The 22,789-nt window shown below is 61.7% G+C and carries 20 protein-coding genes, 1 pseudogene and 1 riboswitch; of the genes and pseudogenes, 7 read left to right on the plus strand and 14 right to left on the minus strand.

Features of this window, described 5'->3' with window-relative positions; translation table 11 throughout:
- Positions 1 to 94: 94 nt before the first annotated feature.
- Positions 95 to 547 carry a DUF1249 domain-containing protein gene (locus PQT43_RS14865; protein ID WP_011058915.1) on the minus strand — a complete coding sequence of 151 codons (453 nt, stop codon included), beginning with the start codon at positions 545 to 547 and terminating at the stop codon, positions 95 to 97.
- Positions 538 to 1,155 carry an NUDIX domain-containing protein gene (locus PQT43_RS14870; protein WP_102862888.1) on the minus strand — a complete coding sequence of 206 codons (618 nt, stop codon included), beginning with the start codon at positions 1,153 to 1,155 and terminating at the stop codon, positions 538 to 540. The genes PQT43_RS14865 and PQT43_RS14870 overlap by 10 nt, the downstream gene beginning before the upstream one ends.
- Before the next feature lie 225 nt (positions 1,156 to 1,380).
- On the opposite strand from PQT43_RS14870, the gene PQT43_RS14875 reads away from it, so the two are divergent.
- Positions 1,381 to 2,124 carry an RsiV family protein gene (locus PQT43_RS14875; protein ID WP_102882025.1) on the plus strand — a complete coding sequence of 248 codons (744 nt, stop codon included), beginning with the start codon at positions 1,381 to 1,383 and terminating at the stop codon, positions 2,122 to 2,124.
- Here the strand turns inward: PQT43_RS14875 and PQT43_RS14880 are convergent.
- Positions 2,096 to 2,398, minus strand: a pseudogene (locus PQT43_RS14880) (putative hydroxymethylpyrimidine transporter CytX); the annotation flags it as partial. The gene PQT43_RS14875 and the pseudogene PQT43_RS14880 overlap by 29 nt on opposite strands.
- Positions 2,399 to 2,564: 166 nt before the next feature.
- Entirely contained in the window at positions 2,565 to 4,454 is a 1,890-nt protein-coding gene (thiC, locus tag PQT43_RS14885; protein ID WP_102862886.1) for a phosphomethylpyrimidine synthase ThiC, read from the minus strand.
- 163 nt (positions 4,455 to 4,617) lie between these two features.
- A riboswitch (TPP riboswitch) is annotated at positions 4,618 to 4,722 on the minus strand.
- Positions 4,723 to 4,918: 196 nt separating this feature from the next.
- On the opposite strand from thiC, the gene PQT43_RS14890 reads away from it, so the two are divergent.
- Positions 4,919 to 6,349: a TolC family outer membrane protein gene (locus PQT43_RS14890; protein ID WP_110650955.1), complete on the plus strand. Its 1,431-nt coding sequence runs from the start codon at positions 4,919 to 4,921 to the stop codon at positions 6,347 to 6,349.
- Positions 6,350 to 6,425: 76 nt separating this feature from the next.
- Here the strand turns inward: PQT43_RS14890 and waaA are convergent, their stop codons facing one another.
- Together waaA and PQT43_RS14900 are read right to left on the minus strand one after the other, a co-directional pair.
- The gene (gene waaA / locus PQT43_RS14895) at positions 6,426 to 7,706 is read right to left on the minus strand and encodes a lipid IV(A) 3-deoxy-D-manno-octulosonic acid transferase (RefSeq protein ID WP_272754216.1); all 1,281 of its coding nucleotides are present in this window, start codon (positions 7,704 to 7,706) and stop codon (positions 6,426 to 6,428) included.
- A gap of 22 nt (positions 7,707 to 7,728) precedes the next feature.
- Positions 7,729 to 8,613 (minus strand): LysR family transcriptional regulator, encoded by an 885-nt coding sequence (locus PQT43_RS14900; RefSeq protein ID WP_162884166.1) that lies wholly within the window; start codon positions 8,611 to 8,613, stop codon positions 7,729 to 7,731.
- A gap of 111 nt (positions 8,614 to 8,724) precedes the next feature.
- Here PQT43_RS14900 and PQT43_RS14905 point away from each other — a divergent pair, with 111 nt between their 5' ends.
- The 4 genes from PQT43_RS14905 (at position 8,725) to PQT43_RS14920 (ending at position 12,192) form a co-directional block, all read left to right on the plus strand.
- Complete coding sequence (locus PQT43_RS14905) at positions 8,725 to 9,057, plus strand: DMT family transporter (RefSeq protein ID WP_011058907.1); 333 nt, start codon at positions 8,725 to 8,727, stop codon at positions 9,055 to 9,057.
- 137 nt (positions 9,058 to 9,194) lie between these two features.
- A complete protein-coding gene (locus PQT43_RS14910) occupies positions 9,195 to 10,370 on the plus strand; it encodes an NAD(P)/FAD-dependent oxidoreductase (protein WP_123391313.1) in 1,176 nt (391 codons plus the stop codon).
- Positions 10,367 to 11,179 carry an aldo/keto reductase gene (locus PQT43_RS14915; protein WP_110650959.1) on the plus strand — a complete coding sequence of 271 codons (813 nt, stop codon included), beginning with the start codon at positions 10,367 to 10,369 and terminating at the stop codon, positions 11,177 to 11,179. Before PQT43_RS14910 ends, PQT43_RS14915 begins: the two co-directional genes overlap by 4 nt.
- A 41-nt stretch (positions 11,180 to 11,220) precedes the next feature.
- Positions 11,221 to 12,192 carry a metal ABC transporter ATPase gene (locus PQT43_RS14920; protein WP_102862880.1) on the plus strand — a complete coding sequence of 324 codons (972 nt, stop codon included), beginning with the start codon at positions 11,221 to 11,223 and terminating at the stop codon, positions 12,190 to 12,192.
- 51 nt (positions 12,193 to 12,243) lie between these two features.
- Here PQT43_RS14920 and hldE read toward each other — a convergent pair whose 3' ends face one another.
- The 4 genes from hldE to msbA form a co-directional block, all read right to left on the minus strand.
- On the minus strand, positions 12,244 to 13,677 hold the full coding sequence (gene hldE, locus PQT43_RS14925; RefSeq protein ID WP_102863061.1) for a bifunctional D-glycero-beta-D-manno-heptose-7-phosphate kinase/D-glycero-beta-D-manno-heptose 1-phosphate adenylyltransferase HldE: 1,434 nt from the start codon (positions 13,675 to 13,677) through the stop codon (positions 12,244 to 12,246).
- A 102-nt stretch (positions 13,678 to 13,779) separates the two neighbouring features.
- A complete protein-coding gene (cysC, locus tag PQT43_RS14930) occupies positions 13,780 to 14,391 on the minus strand; it encodes an adenylyl-sulfate kinase (RefSeq protein ID WP_110650965.1) in 612 nt (203 codons plus the stop codon).
- Positions 14,384 to 15,088 (minus strand): sulfotransferase family 2 domain-containing protein, encoded by a 705-nt coding sequence (locus PQT43_RS14935; RefSeq protein WP_102862878.1) that lies wholly within the window; start codon positions 15,086 to 15,088, stop codon positions 14,384 to 14,386. Before PQT43_RS14935 ends, cysC begins: the two co-directional genes overlap by 8 nt.
- Before the next feature lie 190 nt (positions 15,089 to 15,278).
- Entirely contained in the window at positions 15,279 to 17,084 is a 1,806-nt protein-coding gene (msbA, locus tag PQT43_RS14940; RefSeq protein WP_253084245.1) for a lipid A export permease/ATP-binding protein MsbA, read from the minus strand.
- A gap of 156 nt (positions 17,085 to 17,240) precedes the next feature.
- Here msbA and PQT43_RS14945 point away from each other — a divergent pair, with 156 nt between their 5' ends.
- Positions 17,241 to 19,103 carry an O-antigen ligase family protein gene (locus PQT43_RS14945; protein ID WP_253084246.1) on the plus strand — a complete coding sequence of 621 codons (1,863 nt, stop codon included), beginning with the start codon at positions 17,241 to 17,243 and terminating at the stop codon, positions 19,101 to 19,103.
- Positions 19,104 to 19,184: 81 nt separating this feature from the next.
- Here PQT43_RS14945 and PQT43_RS14950 read toward each other — a convergent pair whose 3' ends face one another.
- From PQT43_RS14950 to PQT43_RS14965, 4 genes are read right to left on the minus strand one after another with little or no spacing between them, the layout of a single operon-like run.
- On the minus strand, positions 19,185 to 19,805 hold the full coding sequence (locus PQT43_RS14950) for a CatB-related O-acetyltransferase (RefSeq protein ID WP_102862875.1): 621 nt from the start codon (positions 19,803 to 19,805) through the stop codon (positions 19,185 to 19,187).
- Positions 19,806 to 19,819: 14 nt separating this feature from the next.
- The gene (locus PQT43_RS14955) at positions 19,820 to 20,704 is read right to left on the minus strand and encodes a glycosyltransferase (RefSeq protein WP_102882034.1); all 885 of its coding nucleotides are present in this window, start codon (positions 20,702 to 20,704) and stop codon (positions 19,820 to 19,822) included.
- Entirely contained in the window at positions 20,701 to 21,855 is a 1,155-nt protein-coding gene (locus PQT43_RS14960) for a glycosyltransferase (protein WP_102882035.1), read from the minus strand. The genes PQT43_RS14955 and PQT43_RS14960 overlap by 4 nt, the downstream gene beginning before the upstream one ends.
- A complete protein-coding gene (locus PQT43_RS14965; RefSeq protein WP_253084250.1) occupies positions 21,852 to 22,736 on the minus strand; it encodes a DUF6625 family protein in 885 nt (294 codons plus the stop codon). The genes PQT43_RS14960 and PQT43_RS14965 overlap by 4 nt, the downstream gene beginning before the upstream one ends.
- Positions 22,737 to 22,789: the final 53 nt, after the last annotated feature.

Raw genomic sequence — 22,789 nt, forward strand, 5'->3', positions numbered from 1 at the left:
TCTCCCGGAGCAAGGGCACAAAGCATGATGAAGGCGGCAATTATGCTGGGGGAAATGCAAAAGAGGAAACCTGGGAAACGGACCCAGTTCACATCTAGCGCACGGCTTCGAACTCGTGGCCACAGGCCAGGCAATGACTCAGCCACTCCCCAAGAAAGACATTCAACTGAGCCTTTTCATCCGGCTGATGCATGAAGGCATTGGGATAGGGATAGATGCTGCGAAAACGCCGGGCATGCTCGGCACTGATGACCTCCGCCATCCGCGCATCGTGATAGACCTGCACTTCCAGTTGCGGCACGGGCAGCCACGGCAAGCTGTGCTCCTGACGCACCTGCAAGGTGGTGGTGTAGGGGCAGGCCAGCACCACTTCCAGGGCCAGTACGCCGAGCATCTGGTCGCCCTGGGTCACGGCAATGCGCCGTGCCACAGGCTGATTGCGCATGTCAGGCAACAGGCGCATCAGCCGAGCGTAGTTGGCCTCGCAGGACGCTTGCAGCCCCGCGAGATCAACCCGATAGCGGTCGCGTACCTTGTTTACGACCATAACCCCCTCACTTCAGCGCGATTGAGCGCCAGCCACTGCAAGGCAATGATGCTGGCGGCATTGCAGATCCGCCCATCACGCATGGCCTGCAACGCATCCTCATAAGCCATCACCGAAACCCGGATGTCTTCCGCCTCTTCTTCCAGCCCATGCAGCCCGCCGGCAGCGCTGCTGTCGCAACGGCCCAGGAACAGGTGGACGAACTCGGTGCTGCCCCCCGGCGACGGAAAATACTGGGTCATCGGCCACAGCGCAGAGATGTCCAGGCCAGCTTCCTCCTGTGCCTCACGCCGAGCAACCTGTTCCGGCTGCTCGTCCTTGTCGATCAGCCCGGCCACCAGTTCCACCAGCCAGGGCGTAGCGGTCTTGCCCATGGCGCCAACGCGGAACTGTTCGATCAGCACCACTTCATCGCGTTGCGGATCGTACGGCAGTACGCAGACCGCATCGTGACGGACAAAGACTTCACGATTGATTTCCCGCCCCATGCCACCGGCGAACAGCTCGTGGCGCAATTGCAAGCGATCGAGCCGGTAGAACCCCTGGAAGCAGTTTTCACGCCGGATGATCTCAACGGCACTTGGCGTGGAGTTGGCAAAGTCAGTCATAACAATCCTCGTGTACAGCGTATTCGACCCGAGGATCCCCCTCGACTTCGCGCCATCCTAACGCGCCCGCGGCTGCCGATGCAGCCCCTTTACCCTCAGCGGGATAGACGGCGAGGGGCTAAACCTACTCTAATTGCTTCTATTGAGCTTAGTGGCGAACCGACTGCCTCGCAGACAGTCGAAGCCGGTAACTTTTGCCTCCCCCCTGGTTTATGAAGGACGCCCATGTCGCTTGTCAAAATCGCCTCCGTGGCCTGTATCGCCCTGACCCTGGGCGCCTGCCAAAGCCTGTTTCAGCCAAGCTACAACACCCCGCTGGAAACCAAGCGCGAGAAATCCGAACAACTCAAGCCCGGCTGCAGTGGCGCCGACTGCCCACTGGTCAACCTTGACACCGTGCACTTTCCCGCCGAGCCGCAACTGGACGCCATCGTCGAAAAACGCTTGCTGCAAATGACCCGCACCAGCCCCGACGCACCACTGCCGGCCAGCCTCAGCGCCTACCGCGAACAGTTCCTGCGCAGCGCAGCAGACCGCCACGGCATGTACCTGCAATCCAAGGTACGCGAGCAGCATGACGGACTGGTGATCATCGAACTGGCCAGCTACCTGGACACCGGCGCCGCCAATGGCACCCCGGGACGGGGCTTCGTCAACTACTCGCGCCAGCAACACAAGGCCCTGAACCTGGCAGACATGCTCCTGCCCGGCCAGGAGGACATGTTCTGGAAGGCTGCGCGGGTTGCCCACAACAACTGGCTGATCAGCACCCACCTGGATCGCGAAGCCGAATTCGTCAAGACCTGGCCGTTCCAGAAAACCCCGAACGTGGCCCTGACCCAGAAAGCCGTGACCCTCAAGTACGACGTCACCACCATTGCGCCATCGGTCCTAGGTCATATCGAATTGCAGATTCCCTACGACCGCCTCAAGGGCGTGCTCAAGCCCGAGCTGTTTCCCGGGAACTGAACGCCCGCCCCAGCAGCCATTGCAACAGCCCTGCCAGTACCAGTGACGGCAGGGTTGCACCGACATCCGGATACAAATTGGCCAGCAGGTGATAGGTGCTCACCCCACCCAACCGGGCCGGCAGCGCCGTCCAGCGCAGGGCTGAGTGCGGGATCTGCCCGCTGCGGCGACGCAGGATGAAGTGATCCACCAGCACCACGCCAAACAACAGCGCAAATGCCGAGCCGATCAACAGCAGGAAGTTCTGGTACTGGGCCAATGGCGCCAAACACGCGCTGGTCGGCCGGCACCGCGAGATCGGGAAAGTAGGTACTTGCCCTGCGCAAGGGATCTATCTCAGAAAGAACAGGAGCAAGCTGCAAGCCTCAAGCGTCAAGAAAAAGCACTTCGGCCTTTGCTTTCCGCTTGCAGCTTGCAGCTCGTGGCTCGTGGCTCGTGGCTTAGACCTTCTTGTACAGCTGGCTGCCTTCCTGCTTGAAGCGCGCGGCCTGCTCGGCCAGGCCCTTGGCGACATCCACGTCCACCGCTTCGATGCGCTGGTTGGCCGCGTATTCGCGCACTTCCTGGGTGATCTTCATCGAGCAGAACTTCGGCCCGCACATGGAACAGAAATGCGCCACCTTGGCCGAATCCTTAGGCAGGGTTTCGTCGTGGTAGGAGCGTGCGGTGTCCGGGTCCAGGCCCAGGTTGAACTGGTCTTCCCAGCGGAACTCGAAACGCGCCTTGGACAGGGCGTTGTCGCGGATCTGCGCGCCAGGGTGACCTTTGGCCAGGTCGGCAGCATGGGCCGCGATCTTGTAGGTGATGATCCCGGTCTTCACGTCATCCTTGTTCGGCAGGCCCAGGTGTTCCTTGGGCGTGACATAGCAAAGCATGGCGCAACCGAACCAGCCGATCATCGCCGCGCCGATACCGGAAGTGATGTGGTCGTAGCCCGGAGCGATGTCGGTGGTCAGCGGGCCCAGGGTGTAGAACGGCGCCTCGTCGCAGCACTCCAGCTGCTTGTCCATGTTCTCCTTGATCAACTGCATCGGCACGTGGCCCGGGCCTTCGATCATGCACTGCACATCGTGCTTCCAGGCGATCTTGGTCAGCTCGCCGAGGGTTTCCAGCTCACCGAACTGGGCTTCGTCGTTGGCGTCGGCAATCGACCCCGGACGCAGGCCATCTCCCAGGGAGAAGCTGACGTCGTAGGCCTTCATGATTTCGCAGATTTCGTCGAAATGGGTGTAGAGGAAGTTCTCTTTATGGTGCGCCAGGCACCACTTGGCCATGATCGAACCGCCCCGGGAGACGATGCCGGTGACGCGCTTGGCGGTCAGCGGTACATAGCGCAGCAACACGCCGGCGTGGATGGTGAAGTAGTCCACGCCCTGCTCGGCCTGCTCGATCAGGGTGTCGCGGAACAGCTCCCAGGTCAGGTCCTCGGCCACGCCGTTGACCTTTTCCAGGGCCTGGTAGATCGGCACGGTACCGATCGGCACCGGCGAGTTGCGGATGATCCACTCGCGGGTTTCATGGATGTGCTTGCCGGTGGACAGGTCCATCACCGTGTCCGAGCCCCAGCGGATGCCCCAGGTCAGTTTCGCCACTTCTTCCTCGATGGAAGAACCCAGGGCGCTGTTGCCGATATTGCCGTTGATCTTCACCAGGAAGTTGCGGCCGATGATCATCGGCTCCAGCTCAACGTGGTTGATGTTGGCTGGGATGATGGCGCGGCCTCGGGCGATTTCCTCGCGGACGAACTCTGGGGTGATTTCTTTCGGGATGCTGGCGCCGAAGCTGTGACCGGCGTGTTGCTGCTTCAGCAGGCCGGCGGCGCGGGCCTCCTGCAGCTTCATGTTTTCGCGGATGGCGACGTATTCCATCTCGGCGGTGATGATGCCTTTGCGCGCGTAGTGCATCTGGCTGACGTTGGCCCCGGCCTTGGCTCGGCGCGGGTTGTTGACGTGGGCAAAACGCAGCTTGGTCAGTTCCGGGTCCGCCAGACGCTGCTGACCGAAGTTGGAGCTCAGGCCCGCCAGGCGCTCGGTGTCGCCACGGTCTTCGATCCACGCCGAACGTACATCGCCCAGGCCCTTGCGCACATCGATCACCACGTTCGGATCGGTGTAGGGACCGGAGGTGTCGTACACAGTGACCGGCGCGTTGATCTCGCCGCCGAAATCGGTGGGGGTCACGTCCAGGGTAATTTCGCGCATGGGCACGCGGATGTCCGGGCGGGAACCCTGGACATAGACTTTTTGCGAGCGGGTAAAGGGCTGCACCGATTGTTGGTCGACTTGGGCCGACTCACTGAGGTTGCTAGCGTTTTTTAGTTTTGTCGTCATCACGGGCTCTCCAGACAGCATCCAGGCAGTGGGATTTTGTCGGAGCGAACCTGTAACGGACGGACGCACCCTGTCTAAGCAACTAGTGAGTGCAGTGCTTGGTACTCGAGGGGTGTTCGATTGTCGAACAACATCCCGGACGAAGCACAAGAGGACTCGCCGGGTGACGAGAAATCTTGTTCCCTACGCAGGCGCTAACCTGATCAGGTTCAACGGGATCCGGATTATCCGATCTCAGCCTCATAGCAAGGCACCCCGACAAGAACCGGGCCAGTCTAGACAAAGCCGGGACAGAACGCCAACCCCCGTGCAATAAGCAGGATGAATGGCGTAATTAGCGGATTGTTGCGACCTGCCAGCGGCTCTACACTCCTTGCCCTGTGTCGAACCTTGACGCTCTATGGGTCGCGCCTTAGCCTTGGCGCCTGGATTATCTCCGTAATATCAACTCTAGGGATCGCCGAATGCTGCGCAAACTCTCACTGGCTGTTGCCGTGTCTTGTGCGTCCAATGGAATGGCCTGGGCAGTAGAAGCGCCTTTGACCACCAAGACCGACCTGGTCAGCGTCTATCAGGAAGCGGTGGACAACAATGCCGATCTGGCCGCTGCACGCGCCCAGTACGGCGCCCAGAAGGAAGTGGTGCCCCAGGCTCGCGCCGGGCTTCTGCCCAACCTCTCGGCCGGCGCGGACATGAGCAATACCCGCACCAAGTTCGATGAGCCTTCCATGACCTCGACCCGCAGCGGCAACGTCTACCAGGCGACCCTGGCCCAGCCGCTGTTCCGTGCCGATCGCTGGTTCCAGTTGCAAGCCGCCAAGGACATCAACGAGCAAGCCTCCCTGCAACTCTCAGCCACCGAGCAGAACCTGATCCTGCAAAGCGCGGAGAACTACTTCGCGGTGCTGCGCGCCCAGGACAACCTGGCCTCGACCAAGGCCGAGGAAGCCGCGTTCAAACGCCAGCTGGATCAGTCCAACGAGCGCTTCGATGTGGGCCTGTCGGACAAGACCGACGTACTGCAGTCCCAGGCCAGTTACGACACCGCCCGGGCCAACCGCATCCTTGCCCAGCGCCAGGTGGATGACGCCTTCGAGGCCCTGATCACCCTGACCAACCGCGAGTACAACGCGATCCAGGGCATCGTCCATACCCTGCCGGTGCTGGCGCCGACCCCCAACGATGCCAAGGCCTGGGTCGACACCGCCGCCAAGCAGAACCTCAACCTGCTGGCCAGCAACTACGCGGTCAGCGCCGCCGAGGAAACCCTCAAGCAGCGCAAGGCCGGGCACGCCCCGACCCTGGACGCCGTGGCGCAGTACAAGAAAGGCGACAACGACGCCCTGGGCTTCAGCAACCCCAATCCGTTGACGCGCTACGGCAGCGATGTCGAACAGCGCTCCATCGGCCTGCAGTTGAACATCCCGATCTACAGCGGCGGGCTGACCAGCTCCCAGGTTCGCGAGTCCTATTCGCGCCTGAGCCAGACCGAACAGCAGCGTGAATCCCTGCGCCGCCAGGTGGTGGAGAACACCCGCAACCTGCACCGCGCAGTGAACACCGATGTCGAGCAGGTCCAGGCCCGACGCCAGTCGATCATCTCCAACCAGAGTGCGGTGGAAGCCACGGAAATCGGCTATCAGGTGGGGACGCGCAATATCGTCGACGTGCTCGATGCCCAGCGCCAGCTGTACACCTCGGTGCGCAACTACAACAACAGCCGCTACGACTACATCCTCGACAACCTGCGCCTGAAGCAGGCCGCCGGCACCCTCAACCCCGGTGATCTGCAAGACCTGTCGCGCTACCTCAAGGCCGACTACAACCCGGACCGCGACTTCCTGCCGCCGGACCTGGCCAAGGCCGCACAAGAGCAACTCAAGGCTCGCCCCTGAAGGCCGCAGCCATAAAAAAGGCCACCCCAGCGGGTGGCCTTTTTGCATGCCGGCAAAGCGCTTTCGGAGCTACGACTCAGCGCTCCTTGAGCAAACGGTCGAGCCCATCGAGCAAACGCTGCAAAGCGCCCTGATTGGCCTTGAGCACCTTGAGCCCGGCCTCGGCCATCTTCTGTGCATCCCGGGGCAACTCGAACAGGCGCTGCACCGCCACCGCCAGTCCCTCAGCGTCATCCACCTCCTGCAAGGCACCGGCCTCGCGCAGCATCGCGGCGATTTCCAGGAAGTTGAACAGGTGCGGCCCGCTGATCACCGGCTTGGCCAGGGCCGCCGGCTCCAGCAGGTTGTGCCCGCCATTGGCGACCAGACTGCCGCCGACAAAAGCGCTGTCGGCCAGGGCGTAGAGGAACAGCAACTCGCCCATGGTGTCCCCCAGCAACACCGAGGTGGTGGCGCCCACCGGTTCCCCGGCGGAGCGGCGAACCGTCGCGAATCCCTGTTGCTGGCACAGCTCGAACACCGAGTTGAAGCGCTCCGGGTGCCGTGGCACCAGGATCAGCAAGGCATTCGGGTAACTGGCCAGCAGTTGCCGATGGGCATCGAGCACCACGGCGTCTTCACCCTCATGGGTACTGGCGGCGATCCATACAGGACGCTCCATGGCCTGCCATTGCTGGCGCAGATCCCGGGCACGCTCCAGCAGTTGCGGGTCAATGCTCAGGTCGAACTTGATCGAGCCTGTGACTTCCACCGTCTCGGGACGTGCACCCAGTTGACGGAAACGCTCGGCTTCGGCTTCGGTCTGCACCGCGAACAGGCTCATTTGCCCCAGCATGGGCGCGGTCAGGCGGGCAAAACGTCCATAGCCCTTGGCCGAACGCTCGGACAGCCGGGCATTGGCCAGGGCCACCGGAATCCCGCGCCGGGCGCACTGGTCAATGTGGTTGGGCCACAGCTCGGTCTCCATGATCACCGCCAGCTTGGGCTGCACCCGATCCAGAAATCGCGCCGCGGCGCAGGGCAGATCGTAAGGCAGGTAGCAATGCTGGATTCGTGGCTCATTGGCGAACAACGCCTGGATACGCTCGGAGCCGGTGGGCGTCATGCAGGTCACGGTGATCGGCAACTGGGGATAACGGGCCAACAGGGCACGAATCATTGGCGCGGCGGCGATGCTCTCGCCCACAGACACCGCATGCACCCAAATGCCGCCAGTCTGCATGGCCAGCAAGCCAAGGGAGAAACGCTCGCCAATGCGCTTGGCATAAGCCGGGGCCTTGCGCGAACGCAGCCACAGACGAATCGCTACCAATGGCAGCCCCAGGTAAAACAGTGCGGTATAGAGAGTTCTATTCATGGCGGCGGAGTTTATCGGTTTTTTAGCCGATCGCCTTCAGGTGCACGGCAAAACGTTCCGCCAGCCAACGCGCCGCCGGCCCCAGAGGTTCGTCGCGGCGCCAAGCCAACTCCACCACCAGCGCCGGCGGGGTCCATTCGCTGACCAATTCGACCATCTGATGCTGGTAAGCCGGGTACTGCACCACATGCCGCGGCAGCCAGGCCCAGCCCAGGCCGCGCATCAGCCATTCAGCCATGACATAGAAGCTGTCAGCCCGCCAGACCTGGGGGCTGACCTGCTCGCCACCGGGATAACCGCTGAGTTGAGGAGCGATCAACAACTGCCGGTGCCGGGCCAGAAGCTGGCGATTGACCCGTTTCTCATGGGCCAGCGGATGCCCCACGGCGCAGACGGTGACCATCTCGACGCTGCCCAGGGCTTGGCGCTCCAGGGTTTCCGGCATCTGCTCATGGTGAAACAGCAGCCCCAAGTCGGCCCGACGCTCCACCAGTTTGCGCGCCACGTCCCCCTGAGCACCGCTGGCCAGTTGCACTTCCAGGCTGGGAAAGCGCTCGGCCAGTGCCTCCAGGCTGTCGAGCACCGGCTGATAGGGCATCGCCTCATCCTGGGCCAGGCGCAACCGCGCCTCCTGGCCCCGCATCAAGGCCAGCGCCCGGCCATTGAGGCGATCACACTGGCGGAGGATTTCCCGGGCCTCCTGCAACAAGGCACTGCCGGCTTCGGTGAGCTTTGGCTGACGGCCGCTGCTGCGCTCGAACAGGCTCACTCCCAGATCCTCTTCCAGCAGGGCAATGGCACTGCTGATGGCGGACTGAGCCTTGCGTTGCTGGCGGGCTACCGCAGAAAACGAGCGCAGCTCGGCAACACTGACAAACAGCCGCAACTGCTCCAGGTTCCATTGCATGTTCATAGGGCATCCTATCTTCATAACAGATAGGTAATGACTTTACCCCATCTGAACAGTCTCTAGAATGCCGACCTCAGAAAAGCAGTCCCAGACACGAGGAACCCTCCCATGAACGCTTACTACTACCTGGCCATCGCCATCTGCGCGGAAGTAATTGCCACTGTTTCAATGAAAGCGGTCAAGGGCTTGAGCACACCGCTGCCCCTGGCGCTGATCATCGTCGGCTATGGCGTGGCGTTCTGGATGCTGACCCTGGTAGTGCGCACCGTCCCGGTAGGCGTGGCCTATGCAGTGTGGGCTGGCATGGGCATCGTCATGGTCAGCATCGCCGCGCTGTTTCTCTACGGCCAGAAGTTGGATATCCCGGCCATGCTGGGCATGGCGCTGATCGTCCTCGGCGTGGTTGTGATCCAGCTGTTCTCGAAAACCGCCGGGCACTGACCCTCTGCTCATGCAGGAGCCGGCTTGCCGGCGAGCAGCCCACCCCGTGACAACCTGTCACGGGGTTCGCCTGGCCGCTCCTACAGATTCACGAGCCTGTATACTGCGCCTCTCGTTTTGAACACTGAGGTCGCTGCATGCCATCCGCTATTTCTACCGATGTGCTGATTGTCGGCGCAGGCGTCGCCGGTCTCTGGCTGAACGCCCGCCTGCGGCGCCAGGGCTTTTCCACTGTACTGGTGGAAAGCGCCAGCCTCGGTGGCGGACAGAGCGTGAAATCCCAGGGGATCATCCACGGCGGCGCCAAATACGCCCTGCACGGCGCCCTCACCGGTGCCTCGGAAGCCATCGCCGACATGCCGCGGCGCTGGCGCGAAGCCTTGGCCGGCACCGGCGAGCTGGACCTGTCCGGCGTGCGCCTGCTGTCCGACGCCCATTACCTCTGGTCTCCCGGCACCCTGGCCGGCAACCTCACCAGCTTCTTTGCCAGTAAGGCCGTGCGCGGCCGGGTCGATCAGGTCAAGGGCGAACAACTGCCCCCGGCCCTGCAAGACAAACGCTTCAAAGGCAAGGTCTATCGCCTGGCCGAGCTGGTGGTGGATGTGCCTAGCGTCATCCAGCGTCTGGCAGACCTCGGCGGCGATAGCCTGCTGGCCGGACAGAAGATCGAGCCCCTACTGGAGAATGATCATCTGGTGGGCCTGCGGATCGATGAACGCGAGATCCGCGCGCAACGCATCGTCCTCAGCGCCGGTGCCGGCAATGCCGACCTGCTCAAGGCTATCGGCCTGAGTCAGCCGGCCATGCAGCAACGTCCGCTGCACATGGTGCTGGTCAAGGGGCCAACCCTTAAACCCCTGTACGCCCATTGCCTGGGCGGCGGCCCCAAACCCCGGATCACCGTCACCACTCACCCGGCTGCCGACGGCCAATGGGTCTGGTACCTGGGAGGCGATCTCGCCGAAGCCGAAGGCGTGGCCCGGGAACCGGCGGCGCAGATCGCCGCTGCCCAGAAGGAACTGGGGCAACTGCTGCCTTGGGTCGACCTGAGCCAGGCGCAGTGGGCCACCTTGCGAGTGGATCGGGCCGAGCCGGCGCAATCGGGCCTGACCCGGCCGGATAACGCCTTCCTCGCCGAGCAGGATCGCCTGCTGGTGGGTTGGCCGACCAAACTGGCCCTGGCGCCGGACTTCGCCGACCGCGTTCTCGCGGCTCTGGAGCGCGACGGCATTCGTCCAGGCCACAGTGATCCACTTCCCGCCCTGCCCAAGCCGCCCCTGGCACAACCGGCCTGGGAGCAACTGCTGCCATGAGCCAGCCGACCCTGCATAACCTGCATCGCCCGATCGGCAGCACCGGCCTGATGGTTTCGCCTCTGGGCCTGGGCACGGTCAAGCTGGGCCGTGATCAAGGGGTGAAGTACCCCAGCGGCTTCCAGATCCCGGATGACCAGGAAGCCCGCATGCTGCTCAAGCTGACCCGCGACCTGGGCATCAACCTGATCGACACCGCCCCCGCCTACGGCCGCAGCGAAGAGCGCCTGGGCCCCCTGCTACGCGGCCAGCGCCAGGAATGGGTGATCGTCAGCAAGGTCGGCGAAGAGTTTGCCGACGGCGTGTCCCGCCACGACTTCAGTGCCGCTCACACCCGACTGTCCGTGGAACGCAGCCTGCAACGCCTGGAAACCGACTTCATCGACCTGGTGCTGGTGCATTCCGACGGCAACGACCTGGCCATTCTCGACCAGAGCGAGGTCTACCAGACCCTGGCGCAGCTCAAGCAGGAGGGCAAGATCCGTGGCTTCGGCTTCTCCGGCAAGACCGTCGACGGCGGTCTGAAGGCTCTGGAACAAGGCGATTGCGCCATGGTTACCTACAATCTGAACGAACAGGCCGAGCGGGCGGTCATTGACTATGCCGCCGACCACCACAAGGGCATCCTGGTGAAAAAGGCCCTGGCCAGCGGCCATGTCTGCCTGAGTCCGGGCATCGACCCGGTGCGGGCCAGCTTCGAACTGCTGTTTGAGCGGCCCGGCGTTGCCAGTGCTATCGTCGGGACCATCAACCCGTTGCACCTGGCCCATAACGTGGCGACCGTGGCACAGGTTTTAGGCAAAAACTGATGCCGCCGACGCGGCCGACCCCGACGCAAGAAGGAGCCGAGATGTCGCGACCGCTCATTAGAAAGAATCCCAGCAACTTCAAGACCCTGCCGCTGTTCGTCGAAGCGACGCCCGAAGGCCTCTGCTACCAGAGCGTCGGGAGGCCGCTGAACTTCGCTCAGACCCTGCAGCGCCGGCGCGCGGTGACGGTGGCAGACCACGAAAGGTTTGCCTTGGAACTGGCCAACCTCGGGGTTTCTGTACGCCTGACCCTGCACTGGCAGAACCGTGATTACTGGGTGCTGGTGCGCCAGCGACGCCAGGACCGCGGTGACGTGGTGCTCAAGCTGATCTCCGGCTACGTGCCCGCCCATGAACTGAACCTGCCGCTGCACACGGCCATCCAGGAAATCGCCGAGGAATGCCTGCTGGAAACCCCGGAAGGCTGGCTCGGCGGACGCTTCAACGACACTTGGCTACCTGCCCCTTACGCCGGGGCCCTGCATTATCGCGAGGCCCTGCCCTTTCGCCTGACTCCACTGTCCGGAGCCGCACGACCGGTACGCTGCGCCAACCTGCAATTGCTGGAGCGACCCCGGGCCTACGTGCACCTGCCCACCGCCTCGTTGCAACTGATCTACGACCTGCGCCTGGACGTCCCCAAGGAAGCCAAGTCGCTGAGCCTGTTCCACGTCGACGAGCGCCTGGAAGGCGACCAGTTGGTGGCGCGCCTGGACCGCAAGCGGCCGGATCTGTACCTGATGCCCCTGGACAATGGCCAGCCCTGTGCCGAGCTGTACACCTTGAAGAAGGATCAACTGCACCCGGCCAGCACCCGCGGCCTGTACCTGGCGGAAAGCTTCGCCCAGCAGGAAGGCTGGGTGGTGCGTGAGGAGCGGATTCGCTGGAAGGACTGGCTCAGGCAACGAGGCCTGAGCGAACCGGAAAAGGACTCGAAGCTTTCGCGCCTGACCGGCAAGGCGCGGCAGATCCTGCGCAAGATGGTTCCCGCCAAGGCCAGGCGCCAAGGCTGAGGCAAAAAAAACGGCGCCTGAAGCAGGCGCCGTTTTTTCAGACTGCAACCGTTATTGGGCCTTGTCGGTCTTGCGGATCTTCTCGACGATGGCGGTGGTCGAGCTGTTCTCCACCAATCCCAGCACCTTCACCGTGCCGCCATACGCCGTTACGATATCGGCGCCCACCACCTGATCGATGCCGTAGTCGCCACCCTTGACCAGCACGTCCGGGCGGACCTGGGACAGCAGGTTTTCCGGAGTGCCTTCAGAAAAGCTGATCACCCAGTCCACGGCCCCCAGCCCCGCCAGCACCGCCATGCGCCGGTCGACACTGTTGATCGGACGTCCAGGCCCCTTGAGGCGGCTGACCGAAGCATCGTCGTTGATCGCCACGATCAATCGGTCCCCTTGAGCCCGGGCCTGTTCAAGGTAGGTCACATGCCCAGCGTGAAGGATGTCGAAGCAGCCATTGGTGAACACGATCTTCTCGTTGTGCGCCCGGGCATCATCGATGGCCAGCAACAGCTGATCGAGACTCAGAACACCGCGCTCGGAACCTTCCTCGCGCTGGATCGCCCGACGCAGCTCCGGTGCACTGATGGCCGCCGTCCCCAGCTTGCCGACCACAATGCCCGCGGCCAGATTGGCCAGGCCCACCGCGTGGGGCAGCTCTTCACCGGCGGCAATCGCTGCCGCCAGGGTCGAAATCACGGTATCACCGGCCCCAGTGACGTCGAACACTTCACGGGCACGGGCCGGCAGATGCAGGGCCGGATGATCCGGACGCAACAGGGTCATGCCGTGCTCGCCACGGGTCACCAGCAGCGCCCCCAGCTCCAGATCGTGCATGAGCTTGGCGCCCTTGCTCACCAGTTCGTGCTCGTCGGCGCAGCCGCCGACTATGGTTTCGAACTCGCTGAGGTTCGGCGTGATCAGGCTGGCACCACGGTAGATGGAGAAATCCTTGCCCTTGGGGTCCGCCAGCACCGGAATGCCACGGGCCCGCGCGGCCGCGATCAGCACCTGATGGTTGCGCAGAGCGCCTTTGCCATAGTCGGACAGCACCAGCACCTTGATGCCGTCGAGCAAAGCGTCGACCTCGGCGGCCAGGGCCAGGGCGTCGGTGGCAAAGGGTTCTTCAAAATCGATGCGCAGCAGCTGTTGGTGACGGCTCATGACCCGCAGCTTGACGATGGTCGGCTGGTGGGCAATGCGCTGGAACAGTGCACGTACGCCCGCACCTTGCAGGCTGTTGGCCAGGCTGTCGGCAGCCTCATCGTCACCGGTCACCCCGACCAGGGAGGCGGGCGCACCGAGGGCGGCGATGTTCAGGGCAACGTTGGCGGCACCACCCGGGCGGTCCTCGATCTGCTCGACCTTGACCACCGGCACCGGCGCCTCAGGGGAAATCCGTGAGGTACCACCATGCCAGTAACGGTCGAGCATGACATCGCCGACCACCAAGACAGGGGCTTGATCGAATCGCGGCATGGACAACTTCATGGAGCATCCCACATACAAAATGAACAGGGGCGCGATATTAACACAGGGTTGGCGCCGCCTAGTTCTATGCCTTGAGTGAGGCCGGCGAAGATTTTCTACGATTCATTTGCACGGCAGCAGTTGCAGCAGCTGGCGGATCGCCTCCGGCAACTCCACGCAGGACGTATCGATCTCGCAATCGGCTTGCAGCGGCGCTTCGTAAGGACTGTCGAGCCCGGTGAAATCCTTGATACGGCCCTCCAGGGCCGCCTGATACAGGCCCTTGGGGTCACGCCGGGCACAGGCCTGGAACGGCGTGCTGATGTACACCTCGATAAACTGTCCAGCCCCGAACAGCGCCCGGGCAGCATCACGATCGGCGCGAAACGGTGAAATCGCCGACACGATCACCAACAGCCCAGCCTCCACCATCAGCCGCGCCACCTCGGCCATGCGGCGGATATTTTCCTTGCGTGCCTCGGCCCCCATTCCCAGGTCACGGCACAGCCCACTGCGCACATTGTCACCATCGAGGACGAAGGTATGCATGCCCAACTCGTTGAGGCGCAGTTCCAGCAGGTTGGCCAGGGTCGACTTGCCGGCCCCCGACAGGCCCGTCAGCCATAGACAACAGGGCTTCTGCTGCTTGAGGGCGGCCCGGGCCTCGATGGACAGCGACAGGCTGTAGGGGCGGATCTGCAGTTGCTCCAAAGGCGCACAAGCGAGCTTATTCATAACCCAGCATCTCGTAGTCGCGTTGATAGACACGGCGCACCAGGCGACGGGTGCGTACCGAGCAGAATTCCCTGACAGGGGTAGTGCGGCGTTGAGCAGTGCCGTTGACATGGGGCAGTTGGGCATCGACCCCCAACTGCTGGCACAACAGCTGGAAGTCACGTTGCAAGTATTCCTGATAGCCGATGAAGTCCAGGGCCAGGCGCCCCAGGGAGTCGGTGAGGAAGTCGCTCTGGGGCGCGAAATGCATCTGCCTGTGGATATTCTCCGAGTGCAGCCAGCGGCCGACGAAGTCGTCGAAGTCCCGGTAGTGCGTCACCAGGCTCTGGGCCGCCTGATCCCGTCGCCCCAGGCGGTTGCCCCGCAAAAAGGCATAGGCCGAATAGGCGCGTTCCAGGGGATCGCGGACGAAGGCGAACTTGAAGCTGCTGGAAAACGCCCGGGGGAACTGTTGCTCATACCAGTACAACGGCAGATGCCCCGGCATCCACCCGTCGAAAAGGGCCGAACAGACGCTGCTGCCGGCACACTTGGGAACATGGATAAACAGACAGGAATGACGGGCAAAAGCATCGGGGAACCGCACATTGGCGGACATGGACTTGTTCACCACCTGACGATCCACCACCGACAGGCGACCCAATAGGAAATGACGCTGGGTCTTGGGTAATAACTTCCACACAAAACGTTGCAGCATTGCGGTACCCACGCGAGAAGGATGGCCCTCTCGATCCATTCGAAGATTCAGGCGGGAACCATAACAAGCGTGAAACGCAGAATTATTTAGCCTTGGTCAAGACTGTAAGACGGGCCATACAAATGATGCCAAGGTGCCTTGCACACCCTGGAGGCTCCGGGGAACGAGCGGGCTCGCTCCCCGGAAAGACTCAGGCGATCCCGGTGGGTGCGGGCTCTTCCAGACCCATGGCATGCAACCGCGAGTAGTAGCCATTCTGGGCCAGCAACTGGGTGTGAGTGCCTCGCTCGACAATCCGTCCCTGATCCATGACCAGGATCATGTCCGCCTTCTCGATAGTGGACAGACGGTGCGCAATCACCAGGGTAGTACGTCCCTTCATGACCTTGTCCAGGGCAGCCTGGATATGCCGCTCGGACTCGGTGTCCAGGGCCGAGGTGGCCTCGTCGAGAATCAGCAGCGGAGCGTTCTTCAGCAAGGCCCTGGCAATCGCCAGGCGCTGACGCTGGCCACCCGAAAGCAGCACGCCGTTCTCCCCCACCTGAGTGTCGAGGCCTTCTGGCAACTGAGCGATGAAGTCCATGGCGTAGGCGTCGGCCGCGGCCTTTTCGATGTCCGCCCGCGGAGCCCCGGCCAGGTCGCCATAGGCAATGTTATTGGCCACGGTGTCGCTGAACAGGGTGACATGCTGGGTAACCTGGGCGATATGCCGACGCAGGTTCAGCAGGCGGTAATCTTCGACCTCGGTGCCGTCCAGAAGGATCTGGCCCTTGTCATGGTGATAGAAGCGCGGGATCAGGTTGGCCAGGGTCGACTTGCCGCTGCCGGAACGCCCCACCAGGGCGACCATTTTTCCGGGCTCGACGCTGAAGCTGATGTCGTCCAGCACCTGACGCTCGGTACCTGGATAGGTGAAGCTCAGGTTACGCACTTCCAGGTGTCCGCTGATGCTGGCGTGTTCCACCGTGCCATGATCGACCTCGGGCTCGACGTCCAACTGTTCGAAGATGCTTTCCGCGCCGGCCACGCCTTTCTGGATGGTGGAACTGACTTCCGACAGCTGACGAATGGGCTTGGGCAGCAACCCGGCCATGGTGATGTAGGCCACCATTTCCCCCGCCGACGCATCGCCACGCAGATACAGGACCAGGAACATCAGCACCGCCATGGCGCTGTAGATCACCAGTTGCAGCAGCGGCGTGTAGATCGCGCCGGTACGGGTCATGCGCAGTTGCTTGTCGGTATTTCCCTGGCTGGCTGCCAGAAAGCGCTGCTGCTCATAGGTCTCGCCGCCAAAGCTGCGTACCACGCGATAGCCCTGGATGGTTTCCGAGGCAACGTGAGTCACGTCGCCCATGGCCACCTGGATCTTCTTGCTTTGCTTGCGGAATTTCTTGCTGGCGGTACGCACCATGATCGCAATCAGCGGCAGGATGGCAATCATCACCAGGGTCAGGCGCCAGTTCATCCACAACAGCGAGGCAAACAGGAAGATCACCGTCATGCCTTCGCGGATCACCACCTTGATCGCATCGGTCGCGGCCCCCGTAACCATGGTCACGTTGAACGTGATGCGCGAGATCAGGTGTCCCGAGTTGTGCTTGTCGAAGTAGCGGTTGGGCAGGGTCAACAGGTTGTTGAACAACTGCACCCGCAGGTCATGCACCAAGCCCAGGGAAACCTTGGCCAGGAAGTAGTTGCCCAGGTAGGAACCCAGGCCCTGCCAGGCAGCGATCAGCACGATCAACAGTGGCACCGCCTGCAGCAGCCGCATGTCTCGCAGGTAGGGCACAGTGGGAAACAGCGCAGCCTCGGGATTGGACAGGCCATCGACGAAATACTTGAGGATGTAGCCGAGCATGGGCTGGGTCGAAGCGAAGATCAGGAACCCGACGATGCTGATGAGAAACAGACCAATATAGGGCCGCACATAGCCAAGCAGACGGAAGTAGATTTTCAAGCTCGAAGGGCTTGCGCTGGGACTGGAGTCGGTCATATCACGGGAATGTCGTCAAAAAGGAGGCTGACTTTAGCACAGCTTGTTCGAGGTACCGGCACTCCCAAGGGACCGAGATTGTTCAGCTGACCAACGACACCACCTGGTATTAATCGCTATGATTGCCGGCTTAACTTCCGGGATGAACGTCTAAGCATGCAACCCAACGCTCTTCGCAACACGTCGAATCGAGTATTCGATTTCATTTGCCTGTGGATTCTGCCGCTAGGGTATCTATTGCTGCTCTGCGCGCTGTTTTTCCTCCCCGGCCGCAGTCAGTTGCACAAGCTGTACTACGGCCTGTTCAGCATCCCGACGTTGATTGCCCTGTGTACACGCCCCAGCGAACTGAAAGGACTGCTGCGCGAGCCTATCTTCATCGCCATGCTGCTGTTCTGTACCTGGGCCATCGTCAGCCTGGCCTGGAGCCCGCCGGTCGACAGCGTGCTGGGAGAGATCAAGACCCCTTTGCATACGCTGATGCTGTTCGCCGGCTGTACCCTGCTGGTGCGCTATCGCAATGACATAGTGCAGCCACTGATCTTCTGCGCGGCGATCGTTGCCCTGCTCGCCTCGATCTTCAACCTGTACGTCTTCGTTCGCTACCACACCCCCGATCTGCGCATGGTGGGTGCCGGAGCCTTTGACAATCCGCTGCTGAGCTCCCACGTCTTCGGTTTCTTCTGCGTCTACTGGCTGAGCCTGAGCATGACCTGTCGCCGCTACCAGATGCTCTGGCTGAGCATTCCGGCAATGGCCATCATGTTTGCCGCACTGATTGCCACCGGCTCCAGGACGCCCTTGGTGGCGCTGACCCTGGCCGCTCTCTGGCTGAGCTTCATCAGCTGGAACCGCCGCTCGTTGATGCTGCTTGCGGGCATGGCAATAGGCGGCGCGGCGGTCCTGCTCCTGTTCTCGCAGATGCTTCTGGAGCGTGGCAGCTCTTCGCGCTTCGACCTCTGGCGCCTGGCGCTGGTGCAGATCGTCAATCATCCCTGGATCGGTCATGGCTATAACGCCAGCCTGTCCCTGGACCCAGGTATCGGCTTCCTTCTGGAAGAGCCACACAACTTCGCCCTGGGGGTTCTCTACTATGTGGGCATCTTCGGCCTGCTGCCGTGGCTGTTCATGCAGGCCTGGGCCCTGCTCAAGAGCTGGCAGCTTCGCACCACACCCTTGCTGATCCTGGCTTCCAGCTGGTTGGTCTTTGGCATTGGCGCCGGCCTGACAGAAGGCGGCGGGATTCTTTCGCGTCCAAAGGAGCACTGGTTCCTGCTGTGGATCCCCCTGGCCATGATCGCCGCCCTGTGCATTCACCAGCGCGCCAGACGTTCGCCACCTGTGCAGGTAGCCTCACTGACCCCGGCCGCAGCCGAACAACTGCTCGCCAATGCCCAGGTCATCGAAGCCGATGGCCTGGGGCCCAAGGTCCTGCGTCTGGAGGATGGCAGTTTCTTCAAGCTGTTCCGCCCTCGTCGCTGGTACACCTCGGGAGGGTTCAACCCCTACTCCGAGCGCTTTGCCACAAACAGCGAGCAACTGCGTGATCTGGGCATTACCACCCCGGTCATCCTGGGCCTGTACCGACTTGCGGACGGCAGCAACGCCGTGCGCTACCAGCCACTGCCTGGGCAGACCCTACGCCAGCGCCTGCAATTGGCAGGCTCGGCAGAAGAGCGCGCGCAGTTGATCAAGGACTTCGGTACGTTCATGGCTCGACTGCATGAACAAGGGGTGTACTTTCGCTCGCTTCACCTGGCCAATGTGCTGGTCCTGGAGAACGGCGAATTCGGCCTGATCGATCTTGCCGATCTACGGGTTTACCCCTCCTCGCTGAGAACTTCACTGCGCCAGCGCAATCTGCGGCACATGCAGCGCTATAGCGAAGACAGTAACTGGCTGTTCCAGGAGCACCTGAATGCACTACAGGCGGGGTATGCGCTGCCTACCTCGATGTCCCGTGCAACCGGCCTGCTGAAGCAACTGCCTGCGAGCGACGAGCGCCAAGGCGCTCACTGAACCCCTGCACCCACATCTGCACCCTGACAGTCGCACAAGGCTGTCAGGGAATCAGGTCACAGGGGATTGAGCCGCTGAACGTCAAGCCTGACGCTGCCGGGCATAGGCCAGGAAGCCTTCGATATCATCACTGCACAGCTTGTCGGCAAGCCCGTGCAACTCGGCTTCCGGCCAGTCCCACCAGGCACTCTGCAACAACTGCTGGCGCTGTTCTTCGGGGAAGCGCCACCGCAGGAAGCGCGCCGGATTGCCACCGACCACCGCATAGGGCTCCACATCCTTGGTGACCAGAGCCCCCGCTGCGACAATCGCGCCATGGCCAATGGTCACACCGGACAACAGTGTGCTGTTGGAGCACAGCCATACATCACTGCCCACCCGCACATCGCCATTGGTGCCGGCGTAACCGCTGATATGCGCGGCCTGGGGCAGCATTGCGGGAAAGGGGTAGGTGCTGACCCAATCCGCACGGTGGTGACCACCAAGAAAAATCTGCACGCCTTCGGCGATCGAGCAGTAAGCACCGATGCTCAGGGTCGAACCTTCCTGCCAGTCATGCACCTCAGGCAAGCCATAACTGCCGCGGCCAATGCTGTAACCCGGATAACGCTGCTGGAAGCGCACCACGCCGCGTTCGATTTTCGGCAGTTTGCGGATCGCACGCTTGGCGCGCTTTTCAAGAAAGCGTTGAATCCAGCCCATGCTCCGGCGCCCCTTCAGTCTTTTTCCAGCGGCGAAAAATACAGGCGGACCAGTCCACGCCAGGTTTTCTTGTTCCAGGCCTTGAACGGAATCTGCGCCAACAATTCGCGAGCCAGTTTCCGATCGCGATTGGACACCTTGAGGAACATCGAACTGAGGAACTTGTAGCGAACCTCCTCGTACAGCGGATGCTCACTGAACAGAGCGTAGGTGCGCAGGATGTTGTCGATCATGAAGCGGTTGTTCTTGTAGGAGTTGGTGGCATGCTTGCGATAACGCGCCATCACTACATTCAAGCCGTCGATAAAGTAGCCCGCATGGGTGATCTTCAGCTCGATCAGCAAGTCCTCAAGGCGGATATTCGGGTCGAAACCACCGACCTTCTCCAGTGCCTCACGGCGAATCATCAACGTCGGCGCAGGCGGGTAAGGCTTGCGCTCAAGGAACATGTCATCGAAATCCAGACGCCGGAACGGTACATCACGGCGCTGGCGATTTTCGGGAAACAGGTTGCCATCGCTGTCGATCAACTCAATATTGCCGGCGCAGATCCCGACCTCCGGCTTGCCGTCCAGGTATGCCACCTGAGTCGCGATACGCTCGGGCAGCATAATGTCGTCGGAGCCGAAGGGCACGATCAGGCTGCCCTTGGCCCGAGCGATGGCGCCATTGAGGGTATTGGTCAGCCCCTGATTCTGCTGAACGCGGAAGTCGAAACCATGCAACGCCTGCAGCCGCCGGATACGCTCGACGCTGTCATCGCTGGAACCGTCATCCACCACCAGCAGTTCGATGTTCGAATAGGTCTGGTTGAGCACGCTGAGAATGCTCTGCTCGATATAGGGTGCGTGGTTGTAGGAGGCGATGATTACCGTCACCACAGGTTGCTGGTCTGTCATTGCTGCCTCTTGCCCGCCTGACTCAATCCCGAGTCGATCAATTGCCGGTATTCCTCGCGGAACACCTCGATATCATGTTCTTTCTGCAAATAGCGGTACGCTTGCTGGCCCTTATCGGCCAACGCCTCATCGGAGAGCCCCAGGTAATTGTCCAGTGCCGCCGTCAGCGCCGGCACATTGGCCGGCTCAACCGCCAGGCCACCGGCCCCTTCAATCAGCGGCAGCATCGCCGGTACATTGGAAGCGATCACCGGTAACTGCCCGCTCATGCCTTCCAGCAACGCCAGGCCCAAGCCTTCGGCCAATGACGGCATGGTCCAGATATCGAAGGCACGCACATACTGCAGTGCGTTCTCCTTGAAGCCCAGCAGGTGGGCCCGACCCTGCAGGCCCAGACGCTCGATCTCGGCGCGCAGATTGGCCTCTTCGCGCCCGGCGCCAATGATCGCCAACTGAGTCTGCGGGTACTTGTCCTTGAGCTGAGCAAATGCCTGCAGCAGGTAGGTGTGGCCCTTGACCGGCACCAGGCGCCCCAGCGCACCGATCAGGCGCACGGAAGGGTCCAGCCCCAACAACTCACGAGAGCGCTCGCGGGAGTGCTGCAAGGCTTCGGCCTGTTCGATATCGATGGCGTTGGTGATCGCCCAGGTGTTCTGGTCGGTGAAACCGCACTGGCAATCCAGCAAGTACTGCTTGACCGCGGGCGATACACCGACAAAACGCCAGTGCCGGTCGATCAGGCGCTGGGTCTGGCGCCGCCGGTAAAGCCGGTCGTACTCACCGAAACCATGGGAGATGCCAATGCACAGTGGGACCTTCAACCAACGGTTGAGGGTCAGCATCATGTTCACCGGCTTGAAGCGATTGCAGATCACCACATCGAACTTTTCCTTGCGGCAGAACTGATACAACCGCCACATGGCCCGCAGACGCATGCCTTTCAGGGCCTTGTCGGAAAACTCGAAATACACCGAATGATCGGCCCGGCTGACCGGATCAGCCGGCCCGGGTCGCCCACGCAGGAAGGCCGCCGTCATCTCGTACCGGTCAGCCGGCAAGGCCTTGACGATCTGCTCCGCCAGGTCGGCGAAGTCGTGGGATTTGACGTTGTAGTCCGGCTGCAATTGCAGGACCTTGAAGCGCTGACTCATAACTCTCCCCGGTGGAAACCTGTGGCATCGATGACCCAGGAAGACTCGCTGGCCAGGGCCTGGACCACCTTGGCATCCTGCTCAGGCAAATCCGACCACTCATTGCGCTTCCAACACACAAAGTGGAAATACGGAAAACTGCGGTCGCCGTCACGGTCATTGGTCAGATGCCCATCCTTCCAGTACCAGCGCGTTGGAAAATCACGACTGCCGTCATGCCAGTCGATCACTCCGCCCGGCGTGCTGAACGCCTCAGTGAACTCGCTGCGACGACGCCATGGGTTGAACTTGCCCACCAGCTTGAACAGCGGCTTCGGGAAGTTCTTGCGCCAGAGAAAAATCCGACTGAACGCCCCTTCATCCAGTGCATGATGCTGCTGGTCGGTAAAGCGCGTCTGCCAATCCTTGATCTGCCTGAACAATTCAAGCTGGCGGGCGCTGTTGCGTATCAGGCACAAGTGCCCAGCGACGCGACGCTCGTGGGTGGAGAACAGGTCATACTTCGCCAGACGATCTGCGGTGAAGTAGGCCCGCAGGTCACCGTAGACCAGATCGATATCGCCGAAAGCCCAAAAGTCGTAGCCCTGCAGCCGATCAATATGGATATAACCCATTGCAGGCCTGATATCACAGAGCTTGTAAGCCGCATTGGGCGCAAAATCGATGTTCAGGCGCTGGGACACCAAGGCGCAATAATCAGCAAAGCTGATGCTTTCAAACTGGACGTTCGGCGGCAGATTATCCGGAATCCCACAATCGCTGAAAAACAACCAGTCGATATCCGGATTGCGTCGGCAGCTTTCGAGAAAAAACGGCAGCCAGAATGGCCAGCGCCCGAAATAGGGCATGAGAAACAGGATTCGCGGGCGTGGATTGATCACAAAAAACTCGCTGTCAGGTTAGGGGCACAACAGATTCCTGTGTTTATGCCGGT

It is taken from the genome of Pseudomonas sp. BLCC-B112 (assembly GCF_028550695.1).
GTDB classification, from domain to species: domain Bacteria; phylum Pseudomonadota; class Gammaproteobacteria; order Pseudomonadales; family Pseudomonadaceae; genus Aquipseudomonas; species Aquipseudomonas danubii.

Bases quoted from the DNA above. Each gene is read 5' to 3' on its own strand.
- msbA (WP_253084245.1), bottom strand. From the start codon at position 17,084: ATGACCGACTCCAGTCCCAGCGCAAGCCCTTCGAGCTTGAAAATCTAC.
- PQT43_RS14955 (WP_102882034.1), bottom strand. From the start codon at position 20,704: ATGACAGACCAGCAACCTGTGGTGACGGTAATCATCGCCTCCTACAAC.
- cysC (WP_110650965.1), bottom strand. From the start codon at position 14,391: ATGAATAAGCTCGCTTGTGCGCCTTTGGAGCAACTGCAGATCCGCCCC.
- waaA (WP_272754216.1), bottom strand. From the start codon at position 7,706: ATGAATAGAACTCTCTATACCGCACTGTTTTACCTGGGGCTGCCATTG.
- PQT43_RS14890 (WP_110650955.1), top strand. From the start codon at position 4,919: ATGCTGCGCAAACTCTCACTGGCTGTTGCCGTGTCTTGTGCGTCCAAT.
- PQT43_RS14875 (WP_102882025.1), top strand. From the start codon at position 1,381: ATGTCGCTTGTCAAAATCGCCTCCGTGGCCTGTATCGCCCTGACCCTG.
- hldE (WP_102863061.1), bottom strand. From the start codon at position 13,677: ATGAAGTTGTCCATGCCGCGATTCGATCAAGCCCCTGTCTTGGTGGTC.
- PQT43_RS14865 (WP_011058915.1), bottom strand. From the start codon at position 547: ATGGTCGTAAACAAGGTACGCGACCGCTATCGGGTTGATCTCGCGGGG.
- PQT43_RS14915 (WP_110650959.1), top strand. From the start codon at position 10,367: ATGAGCCAGCCGACCCTGCATAACCTGCATCGCCCGATCGGCAGCACC.
- PQT43_RS14900 (WP_162884166.1), bottom strand. From the start codon at position 8,613: ATGCAATGGAACCTGGAGCAGTTGCGGCTGTTTGTCAGTGTTGCCGAG.
- PQT43_RS14910 (WP_123391313.1), top strand. From the start codon at position 9,195: ATGCCATCCGCTATTTCTACCGATGTGCTGATTGTCGGCGCAGGCGTC.
- PQT43_RS14920 (WP_102862880.1), top strand. From the start codon at position 11,221: ATGTCGCGACCGCTCATTAGAAAGAATCCCAGCAACTTCAAGACCCTG.
- PQT43_RS14950 (WP_102862875.1), bottom strand. From the start codon at position 19,805: ATGGGCTGGATTCAACGCTTTCTTGAAAAGCGCGCCAAGCGTGCGATC.
- PQT43_RS14960 (WP_102882035.1), bottom strand. From the start codon at position 21,855: ATGAGTCAGCGCTTCAAGGTCCTGCAATTGCAGCCGGACTACAACGTC.
- thiC (WP_102862886.1), bottom strand. From the start codon at position 4,454: ATGACGACAAAACTAAAAAACGCTAGCAACCTCAGTGAGTCGGCCCAA.
- PQT43_RS14945 (WP_253084246.1), top strand. From the start codon at position 17,241: ATGCAACCCAACGCTCTTCGCAACACGTCGAATCGAGTATTCGATTTC.
- PQT43_RS14905 (WP_011058907.1), top strand. From the start codon at position 8,725: ATGAACGCTTACTACTACCTGGCCATCGCCATCTGCGCGGAAGTAATT.
- PQT43_RS14870 (WP_102862888.1), bottom strand. From the start codon at position 1,155: ATGACTGACTTTGCCAACTCCACGCCAAGTGCCGTTGAGATCATCCGG.
- PQT43_RS14935 (WP_102862878.1), bottom strand. From the start codon at position 15,088: ATGCTGCAACGTTTTGTGTGGAAGTTATTACCCAAGACCCAGCGTCAT.